Genomic DNA, 15,250 nt, shown 5'->3' with positions numbered 1-15,250 from the left:
CAACAACTGCGAACACCACAACAGTCCAGAGCTTCCACATACACATTGCAATTTTTTTAATTGTGTGATATCATAAAACGTTCTTAGAAATAGCGCAACACTAACTATTACTGCATGGCAACGAAGCCAACGATCGCATTTACTCACCTCGGCTGCGAAAAAAATCGCATCGATACCGAACACATGATTGGCTTGCTGGCTCAAGCGGGCTATCAAGTCGATTCTAATGAAGAATTAGCCGATTATGTTGTAGTCAATACTTGCAGTTTTATCCAAGCGGCGCGAGAAGAGTCAGTCCGCACCTTGGTAGAATTGGCAGAAGCTAATAAAAAAGTAGTCATCACCGGCTGCATGGCACAGCATTTTCAGCAGGAATTGCTGGATGAATTGCCGGAAGCAGTCGCAATTGTCGGCACTGGCGACTATCATAAAATCGTCAATGTTATGCAGCAGGTGGAAAAGGGCGATCGAGTTTCCCTCGTCTCCTCAGAACCTACTTACATCGCTGACGAAACTACTCCCCGCTACCGCACGACATCGGAAGGTGTCGCGTATCTGCGTATAGCAGAAGGCTGCGACTATCGCTGTGCATTTTGCATTATCCCGCACTTGCGCGGAAATCAAAGGTCGCGGACGATCGAATCTATCGTCGCGGAAGCTAAGCAATTGGCGTCGGAAGGGGTAAAAGAAATTATCTTAATTTCTCAAATTACCACCAACTACGGCAAAGATATTTATGGCGAACCGAAACTAGCCGAACTGCTTCGCGCTTTGGGTAAAGTAGATGTGCCTTGGATTCGGATGCACTACGCCTATCCTACAGGTTTGACTCCGCAAGTTGTCGCAGCCATCCGCGAAACGCCCAACGTTTTGCCGTATTTGGATTTACCCCTGCAACACTCGCACCCGGAAATTCTGCGGGCGATGAATCGGCCTTTTCAAGCTGGGATCAATGATGCTATAGTCGATCGGCTCAAAGCAGCACTTCCCGGCGCTGTGATGCGAACAACTTTTATTGTCGGCTTCCCAGGCGAAACCGAGGAACACGCAGCACACTTGCTGGAATTTGTCAAGCGCCACGAATTCGATCACGTAGGAGTTTTTGTATTTTCGCCAGAAGAAGGAACCCCAGCCTTCAGCTTGCCCCAGCAAATACCTGCAGAAATAATGGAAATGCGGCGCAATGCGGTAATGGCGGCACAACAACCTATATCATTGAAGAAGAATCAAGAGTCTGTCGGTCAGGTAGTTGATGTCCTGATAGAACAAGAACAACCAGAGACAGGCGAGTTGATTGGTAGATCCGCTCGGTTTTCCCCAGAAGTAGATGGACTCGTCTACGTCACAGGAGAAGCGCGGCTGGGTTCAATCGTATCTGTGAAAGTTACTGGTGCAGATGTCTACGACCTCTACGGTCAAGTGTAAGTGTTGCTGAAACTGTCGCGATCGGCGGTGTGGCGAACAAAAACCGGACACCAGCCAAAAATGATTAGCGGATTGTGCAGCAAAAGTAACGGTTTGTACAATATTGTGCAAAGATATGTAGCAAAGGGAGCCTAAACTTTTTTAGCCCCTATCTGGCAATCGACGCTCCCCCTCGGGGTGCGGTTATCTCTACAGAACGATCGGAAAATTTTAACGAATTTAATGTTTTGTTTCTGAATGTAAAGAGTTATGATGATAACAAGCCAGAAATAAGCGGGGATAATTTGAGATTGCTTCGCCGTCCGCCCTACACCACAACGGTATCCCGAAAGAGTGTTGAGATGGATAGGCGGTAACGGTCGCCCCATCCCCTGCTCAATCCCGCAGGCGACGGATTGCGGGATAGCGCCTGAACCAAACAACCTGTTACTACTATGTAGTGAAGTGGGGCTGGTCATGATCCTCACTATAAAATGCCTAAGAGGGAAAGCTTGCAAGTACCTCACAGGAAGTCCAATGTCCTATTTTAAGAATGTTGGAAGCCTATAACCCGACCCCTGGCGGTTGGTATCGGTGATGTCACAAAATCAAAGACGGCTGTCGAATTGGTAAATTTAGTCACCATCGACGGAGCTGCCCTATACTCGATTGCTATTTAAGAAGGTGCGCGCAGGCGCAGCACCATAAAGAACTCTTATGAGTTCCTGCCGCCGAGCAGAAATCCGCATCCGAGTTGGGCAACTTAGAAGGCTAAGACTCGTTATTAGGAGCATTAATGAATTTATTGTTTGAAGGCTTAGGTCTTTCGGAAGAACTCGTTCTCCATCTGGAAACACTAGGCTTTACAGAACCTACTCCCATCCAAGTACAAGCAATTCCGCACCTGTTAGCAGGTCGCGACGTTGTGGGTCAAGCCCAAACAGGGACAGGCAAAACGGCAGCATTCTCGTTGCCCATCTTGGAGCGGATTGATTTAGATGTAACTGCAGTGCAAGCACTGGTGCTGACGCCGACTCGCGAATTGGCGATGCAAGTAACTGAAGCCATCCGCGATTTGAGCGGCATCAGCAGCGACGGCCCGGTAAAAGTGGGTCGCTCTCTGCAAGTTCTGACGGTGTACGGCGGTCAATCGATAGATCGTCAAATGCAGCGTTTGAAGCGCGGCGTTCACGTCGTTGTGGGTACACCGGGACGCATATTGGATATGCTCAGCCGCGGCAGCCTCAAACTAGACAAGGTAAAATGGCTAGTTTTGGATGAAGCTGACGAAATGCTGAGCATGGGCTTTATCCAAGATGTGGAAAAAATCTTGGATGCTGCACCAAAAGAACGTCAAACGGCATTTTTCTCGGCGACGATGGAAGCTTCCATTCGGAAATTGGTGGCGCGACATTTGCGTAACCCAGTCAACGTCACCGTAGAACAGCCAAAAGCAACGCCAAAGCGCATCAGCCAAGGCGTGTACATGATTCCCCGCGGCTGGTCGAAGGCAAGAGCCCTACAGCCAATTCTAGAAATGGAAGACCCGGAATCTGCACTGATTTTTGTGCGGACTCGGCAGTCGGCTGCAGAACTCACCAGCCAACTGCAAGCAGCAGGTCACAGCGTTGATGAGTATCACGGTAATTTGAATCAGGCACAGCGGGAACGTTTGTTGCATCGGTTCCGCCAATGTCAGGTGCGCTGGGTAGTGGCGACTGATATTGCGGCGCGGGGTTTGGACGTGGATCACTTGACTCACGTAATTAACTACGATTTGCCCGACAGTGTGGAAAGCTACGTTCACCGGATCGGACGCACGGGCCGGGCTGGTCGCGAAGGAACGGCGATTACGCTGATTCAACCGGTCGATCGCCGCAAACTGCGCTTGATTGAACGCCACGTGCGATCGAGCTTGACGGTGCGAAACATTCCCACACGGGCGCAAATTGAAGCACGTCAGTTGGAAAAAATGCAAGGTAAAGTTCGCGAAGCTTTGGCTGGCGAACGCATGGCATCTTTCTTGCCTCTGGTATCTCAGTTATCCGAGGAGTACGACTCCCACGCGATCGCCGCTGCTGCTTTGCAAATGGCTTTCGATCAAAGCCGTCCTGCTTGGATGGGCGCTGATTACGCTCAACAAGAAGATCCCCCGATTGGTGGAGAAAACAGCGTCAAGCCTATCTTGATCAAAAAGCGGGCTAAGACTGGTGAGGCGAGTTTTTCTGGAGCACCGAGTGCTCCTGTTCCCCAGAACCGCTAATTGGTAGGGTGCACTCGGTGCACCTTATTTAGAATTATTGTAGAGATGCGATCGATCGCACCTCTACTTTTTTGTATGGGTATGAGACTCTATGGGGAATAAAAATCACAAAAAAGCTCTTCGTTCGTTGAACAAGCGGATTGCAGAACATGAAGAAAAGATTAGACTGGAATATGAGAAGGATTTTCCCGATGAAGGCTTAATCCGGCATTGGGAAAGTGAAATTCGAGCTTTTGAGAAAGGAATTCAGCAAGCTTTAAAACGATTGGGTAAATAAAGATGCAAGTTAGCGATCGGACAATTTCTGTAACTAATTATACACTGAGAACGTTAATTGATGAATTGGGTACTGAGTGTCAAAATGTGATTACTTTAATCCATCAGCTTCAGTTACCGGATTTGAGCGATCGACAAAAAGCTGAAATTCTAGCAGAGTTCCTGAGTGCTGCAATCCATCTCAACGTTCACTGCGGAGAGGATTTTCAGACACTAATTGCTGAGGAAATGACAAAATTGTCGGATGATGATGAAGAGGATTAAGGAGACGCGGGCGATTCCCTACGGGATAGCTACGCTTCACGCACATGAGGAAAAAGCCCTCCAGTCAACTCACAGAAAGGCTAAAAATCCTAAGAAATAAGAAATAAAGTCCTTACTACAAACTTGTGAACCGGGACTTTTGCAATGTGGTTTAATATTTCAGTTTAGCTGCGTGCTCACAATAATTTTTTGCACGCGATCGCCCTTAATTTCCACAATCAAATTAGAAGCCTTTTGGTCATTGCTGTAAGTCAATCGAGTCACTCCACCCTGCACGGATTGCGACCCGTAACCGTAAGTTTTAACGACTTTTTGGCGGTTATCTCCTAGCTTGACACCATCCATTGTCAGAAACTTGGGATTGGTAGCAGAAATTAAATAAACTTTGCCCTCCCATGCTGCTACCGTCAATCCTGAGTAGGTTAGCGTGCGAATCTTGCCGCCAATGCCAGGCCCAGCAGGTTTAGTTTCGTCGCGCTGCGGTTTTCCCAACTTACGTTTTGCCTCTTCTACAGACATCCCCAACCGAACGCCCCCAATCCCCAGGCGCGAATAGTTCAGCGCCGCCGGCTTTTGTGTCGCGCTGAGCATTCTTTCTAGAGTCACAACAGTTTGATTCATAGCGGGAACAGGGCGAACTAAAGCAGCAAATCCTAAGCTCGAAATTGCGAGATTCATCATGATGCCCGCGACGGCTGTTGTCACAAACATTTTTACCATTTTTTTATAGCTTTATTTGGCAATGTATTCGCGCGATCGCCCGCTAGATCCGGATCTATACTAATAGGACTTAGACCAACATTCCTGGGCGCACGGCAATCCTCTGAAACCGAATTTTTTTACCAAAACTACACAAAGAAACCCGGTTTTTACCATAAATCTTAGGTTTAACAGTGAGGTATTCAGCAAGAAACTGGGTTTCTAGCGCAACCTAGGTAAGTCGTGGCTAATATTTTTTAAGCTTTGAAAACCGCCAATTTCGGGCGAACCGAAGTTGCTCCCGCACAAGCTTGCGTCCGCCTGCGAGGACTGAAAGAAAGAATAAAGAGGTAAATCAACGGAAATTGCTGTGATATCCTAACAAAAGCCATATCTGCATAAAATAAGTAATTTAGATGACCGCAACAGATTCTACTAAACACCAAAAATCCAAGGCCCTGAAACCGGGTAGCCGCCGCCCCGCTAAAGAACTTTGCAGCGAGTGCGGTTTGTGCGATACATATTACATCCATTATGTCAAGGAATCTTGTGCTTTCTTAACACAGCACATCGCGGAATTAGAAGAAGAGATTCACGGGCGATCGCGCAATCTCGACAATCCCGACGATTGGTATTTCGGAGTCAGTCAAAATATGATGGCGGCTCGGAAAAAAGAGCCGATCGAGGGCGCTCAGTGGACGGGGATCGTCAGCACAATTGCGATTGAAATGCTCGAAAAAGGAATTGTAGAAGGCGTTGTTTGCGTCCAAAATACCGAAGCAGACCGCTTTCAACCGATGCCGATTATTGCTAGGAATCGTGAAGAGATTCTCGCAGCTAAAGTCAACAAACCCACTCTCTCTCCCAATCTTTCCGTATTAGAACAAATCGAAGAATCTGGGATGAAGCGGCTGTTAGTAATTGGCGTCGGCTGTCAAATTCAAGCTTTGCGAACAGTCGAGAAAAAACTCGGTTTAGAAAAGCTCTACGTTTTGGGAACTCCCTGCGTAGATAATGTCAGCCGTGCAGGCTTGCAGAAATTCCTAGACACGACTAGCCGTTCTCCTGAAACAGTTGTGTCTTATGAGTTTATGCAAGACTTTAACGTTCACTTCAAACACGAAGATGGTTCGGAGGAAAAAGTGCCGTTTTTTGGATTGAATACTAAGGAATTGAAAGATGTTTTTGCTCCTTCTTGTTTGAGCTGTTTTGATTATGTCAATTCTTTAGCAGATTTAGTTGTGGGCTACATGGGCGCACCCTTTGGCTGGCAGTGGATTGTGGTGCGAAATGACACCGGGCAAGAGATGTTAGATTTGGTAACGGATCAGTTAAATACTCAGCCGGTGATGTCTCAGGGAAACCGAAAAGAAGCCGTTCAGCAAAGCATTCCTGCTTATGAAAAAGGAGTGACTTTGCCGATGTGGGCGGCGAAGTTAATGGGAGTTTTTATTGAGAGAATTGGGCCGAAGGGTTTGGAATATGCTCGGTTTTCGATTGATTCTCATTTCACTCGCAATTATCTGTACGTGAAGCGCAATTACCCGGAGAAATTAGAGGCTCATGTGCCGGAATATGCTAAGCGGATTGTGGGGCAGTATAAGTTGCCTGAGTGAGGTGATTCGGAGAGTTTTTAAGAGGTATTTTGCAGGGACATGATATTGCCCTCTTTCCTTCAGTCCGGCAGGGGGTGAAACCTCTGCCTCAAAGCTTAAGTTCTTTGAAAAGGACTGAATCAATTATTGGTTGTGTTTGTGGTGCAAGATGGCTTTAACGTTCAATTAGATATATAAGATTATGACACTTATAGTGGCACAGAAATATATCAATTTACCAAGGTCGATCGCACTTACTTGTTGTGTGCTTCTAGCATTATCTGGAAATGGACTGTCTGCGAAGGCTGCAGAAGTGCGATCTGGAAACAAAACATTTGCTGAATGGTGTCGCGAAAAAGATTCTTTGAGTCCAGAAGCTAAACATACAGTTGAGGTGCTGTTGAAGGAAGCAGAAACTACTGAGTGCGATGCGGCTAATCAGAAACTTTCGAGTCTCACCGCACTCTTCCTCTGGGGTAATCAAATCAGCGACATCAAACCTTTAGAATCTTTGAATAACCTGATTACACTCCACATTAGTAACAATCAAATCAGTGACATCAAACCGCTAGCATCTTTGCCTAACCTGATTACACTCTCCGTCGGCAACAATCAAATCAGCGACATCAAACCGCTAGCATCCTTGACTAACCTGACTACTCTCCAACTCAACAACAATCAAATCAGCGACATCAAACCGCTAGCATCTTGGACTAACCTGACTTGGTTAGATATCAGCAACAATCAAATTAGTGACATCAAACCGCTAGCATCCTTGACTAAACTGACTTGGTTAGACCTCAACAATAATAAAATCAGCGACATCAAACCATTGCTATCTTTGACTAAACTGGCTGCGATAAATCTCGAAAACAATCAAATCAATGACATCAAACGATTGCAATCCTTAACTAACCTGACTTGGTTACAACTCAGCGGAAATCCGATCGCTCCCAAAAATTGCCCTCTCAAACCAGAGTCTATCTGTAAGTGGGAACCACAAACTCAACCATAAAACTTTACAGTGACGCCCGATCGCACTTAAATATTTCAGTTACGAAGGATAAATTTGCTATTCATCAGAAAAACCCGATCGCCCTTATTGACTAAAAGCGATCGCCCACCAACATCCTCCTACAAATCAGCAGCGTGCTGCTTCAATTCATCCAAAGAAACGTATTCCAAAGTCAAGGCGTGAGTCGCGGCCAAAACCACAGGCGGCGCAACTCCCGCATCCATTGCCTCCTTCCACCGAGAGGCGCACAAACACCAGCAATCCCCAGGCTTCAAACCGGGAAAGTTAAATTCGGGAACCGGAGTGCTCAAATCATTTCCGTTCGATTTAGTGAATTGCAAAAACTCTTCTGTCAGTTGAGCACAAACAGTGTGAGCCCCAAAGTCACCACCACCTGTATTGCATTTGCCGTCCCGATAATATCCTGTCATTGGCGAAGTGCAGCAAGTCTCTAACTTTCCGCCCACCACATTTGTAGCTTCCGTCACCATCGCAACTCCTGAGTAAAACTCTTCGATCTAATTTTACACAAATCGTTGTTTATATATTTTTTTCCATCGCAAAGTTGATGAATTTTTGTCCTCTGCGTTCTACTTCTTGTTTTCTAATCACCATAAATCCCTGGCTTTCAAAAAAAGGTCTAGCTGTAATACTGGCTTCGGTAAATAACTTGTTAATTCCTAAATCTTTGGCTTTTGACTCAATTTGTTTTAAAATTAGTCTGCCAACTCCTTGTCTTTGAAAATCTTGATGACAGTAAAAGCGATCGATATGGCCGCTCGCTTCTAATTCCCCAAAACCTGCAATTTTCTCACCCTCTTCTGCTACGAAAGTAAATTTACTGCTTAAACTTTTAGTCCAACTTTCAATATCGATATCGGCTGGAGCCCAAGCATCTACTTGTGCTTTTGTGTAATCGCGGATGTTTACTTCGTGTACGGTGTCGTAAAACAGTTTTACAATTTGTTGGGTATCACCGATTTCGTAGGTTCGTACTCTCATAAATTATCTCACTGCGATCGCTTCTTTAATATTAATTTGAGATTTTTAACCGCAGATGAACGCGGATGGATGTTGGCTTTTACCATTTTGTCTTATTTCTGGCAGGGCGGTGGGCCAAAAAATTCTTCCCTATCCCTTGACAAACTCTACGACTCTGTGTTCTATTAAATATAACGACTGTTCGATATATATCAATCTTGCCCGCTGACCCAAAAAATCAATTTTGTAGTGATTGATACTATATCGCACGTTCGAGATAGAATTATCAGACCAATAAATTTTAGACTTTAGATAATCTAAAATCTAAAATCTATTCACCCATGCCAAAAATAGTTGACCGCGATCAATACCGCAAAGAACTACTCAACAAATGCTTTGAGATATTTGCCGAAAAAGGTTACTCCTCAGTAACTATGCGCGAAATTGGATCGGGAATCGGAGTTTCTACAGGAACCCTTTACCACTACTTCCCGAGTAAAGAAAGTTTGTTCGAGCAGTTAATCGAATACTTGAGCTATGAAGATACAAAAGAAGAAGCACTTGCTGAATTGGGAAATCCGCCAACCCTAGCAAAAAAAGTTGAAAAACTGATGGAATACCTCAGCCAAAATGAGGATTACATTCTGAAAAGCTTGTTAATGATCTTTGATTTTTGCCAACAAAAAAATCGCCAACAAATTAATGATAATCAAGCGCTTCAGCAATCGGGAAAGCGTTACGAAGAGGCAGTAAATTGCTACTTAGGGATATCCAATCCAGCGATCGCTAAATTTATCATTTGTTATGCTGACGGTTTGCTGGTAAGAAGGTTTTATCAAGGTGAAAGAATATCTATTGCAGAACAATCGATTGTACTAAAAGAGATGTTGCTCGCTTATTTAGAAAAAACCTAGCTGCAAATAGAGGACAAGTATGAACTTTCAATCTTTTATTAAACCTAAAAATAGATTAGTAATCGGAATGGCAATTGCTGGCAGCATAATTACCATCGGCACAGCTTTTTACGGGATTTCTCAGTTTGCACCGTTGGCACAAAATACGGAACCTTTGCCAGCAGAAACACCGCCAGTGAGGAAAATAACGGCATTGGGAAGATTGGAACCGCAAGGAGAGGTGGTTCGCTTGGGAGTATCGCAAACTTTAGATGGCGATCGCATTTCCCAGCTTTTAGTCAAAGAGGGCGATCGAGTCAAAGCAGGACAACTAATCGCGATTTTGGATGCGCGCGATCGGCTGCAATCTGTTTTAGATGAAACTCAAGAGAAAGTCAAAGTTGCGCGAGCTCGTTTAGCACAAGTAAAAGCTGGTGCAAAGTCTGGAGAACTTGCCGCACAATCTGCCACAATTGCCAAGCTAGAAGCGGAACTGCAAGGCAACAAAACTGCACAACAAGCAACAGTCGATCGCCTGCAAGCACAATGGCAAGGCGACAGAACCGCACAGCAGGCAACTATCAGCCGAATCACGGCTCAGTGGCAAGGGGAGAGGAAAGCACAACAGGCAACAATTAGTCGCATAGCGGCACAATGGCAAGGAGAAAAAACAGCACAAATAGCAGCGATCGACAAATTGCAAGCCGAGTTTAATAATGCTAAAGCTGAAGATTTGCGGCATCAGCAACTTGCGGATGAAGGTGCAATTTCTAAATCGGTAACAGACACTAAGAGGCTGGCATTAGAAACAAGCAGCCAGCAAGTTAAAGAAGCACAAGCCAATCTCAGCAGAATTAATAATACGGCAAAGCAGCAACTTGAAGAAGCACAAGCAAACCTGGAGCGAATTAACAATACAGCCAAACAGCAACTTAACGAAGCAGAAGCAAACCTAACTCGAATTAACAGTACATCAATCCAGCAGCTTAACGAAGCTCAAGCAACACTCAAGCGCATTCAAGAAACTGGCATCGAACAACTAGAAGAAGCGAAATCAACTCTTGACAAAATAGCCGAAGTGCGCCCCGTGGACGTGCAAGCAGCCGAAGCTGAGATCGAAAGTGCGATCGCCCAAGTGAAGCGCGCCCAAACCGAACTAAATCAAGCTTCCATTCGCACGCCCAATGCTGGAAAAATCCTGAAAATTCATACTCGCGCTGGTGAAAAAATTAGCGATGACGGCATTGCAGACTTAGGAAAAACTGACCAAATGGTAGTCGTTGCGGAAATTTATCAAACCGACATCAGCAAAATTAAGCTAGGACAAAAAGCAGCGGTGATCGGCCAAGCATTTTCAGGAGAGTTGCAGGGAACTGTGAAAGAGATTGCGTTAAAAGTAAGCAAACAAAATGTGTTTAGCAATCAACCGGGAGAAAACTTGGACAGCCGAGTAGTGGAAGTAAAAATTCACCTGAATCCTGAAGCTAGCAAACAAGTTGCGGGATTGACAAATTTGCAGGTACAAGTAGCAATTAAACAAAACTACAGTCTTTATTAAAAACCTTGGAGGATTGAAGTTATGGTAGAATTTGGCCCCGACCCGAACCGACCTTATCCGATGGCAGACCAGCGCAGGGTTTGCTTTATCAAAAGCTTCATAAAATCCCCCAATATTATCGTCGGCGATTACTCATATTATGACGATCCAATCGACCCAGAAAACTTTGAGAAAAATGTACTTTACAATTACGGCAGTGAAAAATTAATTATTGGTAAATTTTGTGCGATCGCCACTAACGTCAAATTCATTATGAGCGGTGCAAACCACAAATTAGACGGCATTTCTACCTATCCTTTTCCCGTATTTGGGAATGGTTGGGAAACAGCCATGAATCTATTAATCGAACTGCCAAGTAAAGGCGATACTGCGATCGGCAATGACGTTTGGATCGGCTATGAATCGGTGATTATGCCGGGAGTCAAAATCGGCGACGGTGCAATCGTGGCCGCCAAAGCAGTTGTAGTAAAAGATGTTCCCGCTTATACCGTTGTCGGTGGAAACCCGGCACGTTCAATCAAGCAGCGTTTCAGCGATGCTGAAGTTGCACAACTATTAGAAATTCGGTGGTGGGATTGGGAAATTGACAAGATTTCTCGCAACATTAACTTAATTATGCAATCTGATATTAAAGCGCTCAGTAATGCTGAGTAAACTCGCAAATATAGCGATTTAAAATTAACAACCTGGAGGTTTTCCAATGCTTCAAATTGCATACTTAGTTCTCTGTATTCTGGGCACTGCTTTACCGTATTCCCAGTTTGTCCCGTTTCTCTTAGAAAAAGGGTTGAATATTAACGCTTTCTTCGGACAATTGTTTGCAAATCAAATATCCGGCTTTTTTGGTATGGATGTAATCGTTTCTGCCGTGGTTTTTTTGTTTTTTGTATTTAGCGAAGGTTCGCGTCTGAAAATGAAAAACTTGTGGATTTATATTGCCACTTTACTGGTTGGTGTTTCCCTGGGTTTGCCTTTATTTCTCCTAATGCGGCAACGCAAACTTGAAGAAACAGCTTTAAGTAACCAACAATAAATTCCCAATTCCCAATTCCCAATTCCCAACTCCCAAAATTTATGTTTCGCAAAACACCCCTTGCATGGTTGCAAGTAACTAGAGAAAAAACCCGCCTCGCTGTTGCTATTGCAGGAATTGCCTTTGCAGATATTCTGATTTTTGTGCAACTGGGATTTCAAGATGCACTATTCGATTCTGCCGTTAAGCCGCACCAAAGTTTAGAGACAGATTTAGTTTTAATCAATCCTCAATTTGAAACTTTTGCTGCGGTAAAAGACTTCAACCGAGAGCGACTTTACCAAGCACAAGGAGTAGAAGGAGTAAAATCCGTCACTCCCTTATATATTGGTATGGGAGAGTGGCGAAATCCCACAACCCGCACTACTCGATCGATTTTAATTTTTGGAATTGACCCCGGAAACATAACATTTAGTTTGCCTGATGTCAATCAAAAATTGCCTCAAATTCAAATGTTTAATCATGTGTTGTTTGACCAATCTTCTCGACCTGAATACGGCGAGATTGCCAATATTTTTAATAAACAATCTACCCTCGAAACTGAACTCAATAAACGCAATATTCAAGTAGGAGGAGTCTTTACTCTCGGTACTTCCTTCGTGGCTGACGGCAATGTCATTGCCAGCGATTCTACATTCATGAACTTATTTCCCGATCGCACACCAGATCAAGTTGATGTCGGCTTAATCAACCTACAACCCGATGCCGATATCAAAAAAACCCAGTCAATGCTCAAAGCTATATTGCCCGATGATGTCAAAGTTTTAACCCTAGCAGAATTTGCAGAAATTGAAAAAGCTTATTGGGCAAATGCTACTCCGATCGGCTTTATTTTCGGATTCGGTACAATTATCGGATTCGTTGTTGGTCTGATTATTGTTTACCAAATTCTTTACACGGACGTTTCCGATCACTTAGCGGAATATGCGACTTTAAAAGCAATGGGATATAGCGATCGCTATTTAGTCGGAGTCTTAATTCAGGAAGCTCTGCTATTAGCTGTATTAGGTTTTATGCCGGGAATTGTTTTAGCCAACGGGCTGTATTCGCTAGCACAATCTGCCACTTTACTGCCAATTGCGATGACAACAAATCGAGCGGTTGTAGTGTTAAGTTTGACGATCGTGATGTGTACCGGTTCCGGCGCCCTCGCCCTCCGCAAACTCCAATCAGCCGACCCGGCAGACATCTTCTAATCTGCGTTCATCAGCGTCAATCTGCCTGCATCTGCGGTCAAAAAAACTCCCCAAAATTACCATGCAAACCCTAAATTATCCCGCTCACCCAACTACCGCAACCGAACCAGTAATTTCAGTCCAAAACCTCAACCATTACTTCGGTCAAGGCTCTCTCAAAAAACAAGCCTTATTTGACATAAATCTCGAAATCAACCCCGGAGAGATAGTCATTATGACGGGACCCTCTGGTTCCGGCAAAACAACTTTATTGACAATGTTAGGGGGGCTGCGTTCGGCTCAAGAAGGCAGTCTCAAAATTCTTGGGCAAGAAATACACGGAGCTAGCAAAACTCAGTTAACTAAACTCAGAAAGCAAATTGGCTATATTTTTCAAGCACATAACTTGATGACATTCTTGACAGCCAAGCAAAATGTGCGAATGTCTTTGGAACTGCACGCAGAAATGCTAAATCAGAATATGGATGCTTTGTCAATAGCTATGTTAGAAGCAGTGGGTTTGGGAGAGCGGGCTAATTATTACCCCGAAAATTTGTCGGGAGGGCAAAAACAAAGAGTTGCGATCGCCCGCGCGTTAGTCAGCCGCCCTAAAATAGTTTTAGCGGACGAACCAACCGCCGCTTTAGATAAAAAATCCGGGCGAGATGTCGTAGAAATCATGCAAAAACTAGCAAAAGAACAAGGCTGCACGATTTTGCTAGTAACGCACGATAACCGCATTCTCGACATTGCCGATCGAATTATCTACATGGAAGACGGTCGATTAGCAACAAATCCGCGTCTGGTAATTAGTGATTAGTCATTTTATTTGCTGGGCCCACAGCCTCGATCGCGGCTTCCAGGGCGATCGATACATGAGTCCAATGACTTCCCCCCTGACAAAAAGCCACGTAAGGTTCCCGCAGAGGCCCGTCAGCCGAAAACTCCGACGTACTCCCATCAATAAAAGTACCCCCAGCCATCACTAACTGACTTTCATACCCGTGCATCGGAGCCGGCACCGGATCTAAATAGGAACCGACGGGAGAATTTTGCTGAACAGCCCGACAAAAAGCAATTAACTTATCAGCAGAACCGAATTCGATCGCCTGAATCACATCTCGTCTTCTAGCCAAAGGCATAGGATTCACTCGATAACCCAACTTATAAAAAACATAAGCCGTCAAATGATTTCCCTTCATCGCCTCCCCCACACAACCGGGAGCCATAAACAAACCCTGAAACAGCAACCGATTCAAATCAAAAGTTGCACCGCCGCTGCTGCCGATTCCCGGCGCCGTCAAGCGACAAGTTGCCGCCTCCACTAAATCAGCCCTCCCGGCCACGTAACCGCCTGCAGGGACGATCGTACCCCCCGGATTTTTGATTAAAGAACCAGCCATCAGATCCGCACCCACAGCAGTAGGTTCGCAATCATCAACAAACTCCCCGTAACAATTATCAACAAAGCAAATTGTGCTAGGATTCTGATGTTTGACTATGGCGACGATTTTTTCAATCTCAGAAATAGACAAACTCGACCGCCAAGAATAGCCGCAAGAGCGCTGGATAAAAACCAGGCGAGTCTTTGCTGAAATAGTAGAGCTCAATGCCTGCCAATCCACACTTCCTTCGCGAGTTAGAGGCAACTGACGGTAACTAATGCCAAACTCAAGCAGTGAACCTTGACCTTGCCCCCGCAAGCCGATCACTTCTTCTAAAGTATCGTAGGGAGAACCAGCCACTGCCAACATTTCGTCACCAGGACGCAGGATGCCAAAAAGAGCACAGGCGATCGCGTGAGTACCTGAAACAAACTGTACCCGGACAGCCGCGGCCTGGGCCCCTACCACTTCGGCAAACACTCCGTCCAAAGTCTCCCGACCCAAATCATCGTGGCCGTAACCCGTAACCCCTGCAAAATGGTGGACTCCAACCCGGTGGCTGCGAAAAGCTTTTAAGACTCGTTGAAGATTTTGCTTGACTGTAGTGTCAATACCAGAAAAAATCTGAAAGAGTGCCTGTTCTGCTTCCTGTAGCCGTGAAACGCTATTCATCTATACCTCGCTCACCCTTTGCGTGCGCGCTGTTCAT

General features: G+C 45.1%; 16 protein-coding genes. 12 read left to right on the top strand and 4 right to left on the bottom strand.

Going from position 1 to position 15,250, the window contains the following annotated elements; all coding sequences use genetic code 11:
• The first annotated feature begins 114 nt into the window (after positions 1-114).
• From rimO to QUB44_RS04305, 4 genes are all read left to right on the top strand, one after another.
• Positions 115-1,425, top strand: coding sequence for a 30S ribosomal protein S12 methylthiotransferase RimO (rimO, locus tag QUB44_RS04320; RefSeq protein ID WP_333363570.1), 1,311 nt, complete (start codon positions 115-117; stop codon positions 1,423-1,425).
• 775 nt (positions 1,426-2,200) lie between these two features.
• Entirely contained in the window at positions 2,201-3,667 is a 1,467-nt protein-coding gene (locus QUB44_RS04315; protein WP_333363567.1) for a DEAD/DEAH box helicase, read from the top strand.
• A 91-nt stretch (positions 3,668-3,758) separates the two neighbouring features.
• Complete coding sequence (locus QUB44_RS04310) at positions 3,759-3,944, top strand: hypothetical protein (RefSeq protein ID WP_242725046.1); 186 nt, start codon at positions 3,759-3,761, stop codon at positions 3,942-3,944.
• A gap of 2 nt (positions 3,945-3,946) precedes the next feature.
• On the top strand, positions 3,947-4,207 hold the full coding sequence (locus QUB44_RS04305; protein ID WP_333363564.1) for a hypothetical protein: 261 nt from the start codon (positions 3,947-3,949) through the stop codon (positions 4,205-4,207).
• Between the two features lie 159 nt (positions 4,208-4,366).
• On the opposite strand, the gene QUB44_RS04300 is transcribed toward QUB44_RS04305, so the two are convergent.
• Positions 4,367-4,912 carry a hypothetical protein gene (locus QUB44_RS04300; protein ID WP_333363561.1) on the bottom strand — a complete coding sequence of 182 codons (546 nt, stop codon included), beginning with the start codon at positions 4,910-4,912 and terminating at the stop codon, positions 4,367-4,369.
• Positions 4,913-5,322: 410 nt separating this feature from the next.
• On the opposite strand from QUB44_RS04300, the gene QUB44_RS04295 reads away from it, so the two are divergent.
• Positions 5,323-6,522 (top strand): Coenzyme F420 hydrogenase/dehydrogenase, beta subunit C-terminal domain, encoded by a 1,200-nt coding sequence (locus tag QUB44_RS04295; protein WP_333363558.1) that lies wholly within the window; start codon positions 5,323-5,325, stop codon positions 6,520-6,522.
• A gap of 181 nt (positions 6,523-6,703) precedes the next feature.
• Positions 6,704-7,516, top strand: a complete 813-nt coding sequence (locus QUB44_RS04290; protein ID WP_333363555.1) for a leucine-rich repeat domain-containing protein — start codon at positions 6,704-6,706, stop codon at positions 7,514-7,516.
• Positions 7,517-7,635: 119 nt separating this feature from the next.
• On the opposite strand, the gene QUB44_RS04285 is transcribed toward QUB44_RS04290, so the two are convergent.
• Positions 7,636-8,007 carry a DUF2237 domain-containing protein gene (locus QUB44_RS04285; protein WP_333169875.1) on the bottom strand — a complete coding sequence of 124 codons (372 nt, stop codon included), beginning with the start codon at positions 8,005-8,007 and terminating at the stop codon, positions 7,636-7,638.
• A gap of 49 nt (positions 8,008-8,056) precedes the next feature.
• Positions 8,057-8,518 carry a GNAT family N-acetyltransferase gene (locus QUB44_RS04280; protein ID WP_333363552.1) on the bottom strand — a complete coding sequence of 154 codons (462 nt, stop codon included), beginning with the start codon at positions 8,516-8,518 and terminating at the stop codon, positions 8,057-8,059.
• 320 nt (positions 8,519-8,838) lie between these two features.
• On the opposite strand from QUB44_RS04280, the gene QUB44_RS04275 reads away from it, so the two are divergent.
• The 6 genes from QUB44_RS04275 (at position 8,839) to QUB44_RS04250 (ending at position 13,976) form a co-directional block, all read left to right on the top strand.
• Positions 8,839-9,411, top strand: coding sequence for a TetR/AcrR family transcriptional regulator (locus QUB44_RS04275; protein WP_333363549.1), 573 nt, complete (start codon positions 8,839-8,841; stop codon positions 9,409-9,411).
• A 19-nt stretch (positions 9,412-9,430) separates the two neighbouring features.
• Entirely contained in the window at positions 9,431-10,948 is a 1,518-nt protein-coding gene (locus QUB44_RS04270) for an HlyD family efflux transporter periplasmic adaptor subunit (protein ID WP_333363546.1), read from the top strand.
• 21 nt (positions 10,949-10,969) lie between these two features.
• Entirely contained in the window at positions 10,970-11,602 is a 633-nt protein-coding gene (locus QUB44_RS04265; RefSeq protein ID WP_333363543.1) for a Vat family streptogramin A O-acetyltransferase, read from the top strand.
• A 46-nt stretch (positions 11,603-11,648) separates the two neighbouring features.
• A complete protein-coding gene (locus QUB44_RS04260) occupies positions 11,649-11,981 on the top strand; it encodes a DUF2834 domain-containing protein (RefSeq protein ID WP_333363539.1) in 333 nt (110 codons plus the stop codon).
• Between the two features lie 41 nt (positions 11,982-12,022).
• Positions 12,023-13,177 carry an ABC transporter permease DevC gene (devC, locus tag QUB44_RS04255; RefSeq protein ID WP_333363536.1) on the top strand — a complete coding sequence of 385 codons (1,155 nt, stop codon included), beginning with the start codon at positions 12,023-12,025 and terminating at the stop codon, positions 13,175-13,177.
• Positions 13,178-13,238: 61 nt separating this feature from the next.
• Positions 13,239-13,976: a DevA family ABC transporter ATP-binding protein gene (locus QUB44_RS04250; RefSeq protein WP_333363532.1), complete on the top strand. Its 738-nt coding sequence runs from the start codon at positions 13,239-13,241 to the stop codon at positions 13,974-13,976.
• Here the strand turns inward: QUB44_RS04250 and QUB44_RS04245 are convergent.
• The gene (locus tag QUB44_RS04245; protein WP_333363529.1) at positions 13,966-15,213 is read right to left on the bottom strand and encodes a methionine gamma-lyase family protein; all 1,248 of its coding nucleotides are present in this window, start codon (positions 15,211-15,213) and stop codon (positions 13,966-13,968) included. The two genes, QUB44_RS04250 and QUB44_RS04245, sit on opposite strands and share 11 nt — an antisense overlap.
• Positions 15,214-15,250: the final 37 nt, after the last annotated feature.

The sequence above is a fragment of the Microcoleus sp. AT3-D2 genome (assembly GCF_036705715.1).
GTDB lineage: Bacteria > Cyanobacteriota > Cyanobacteriia > Cyanobacteriales > Microcoleaceae > Microcoleus.
Note: the sequence above shows the minus strand (reverse complement) of the source record. Positions and strands in the feature narration are given on the sequence as shown.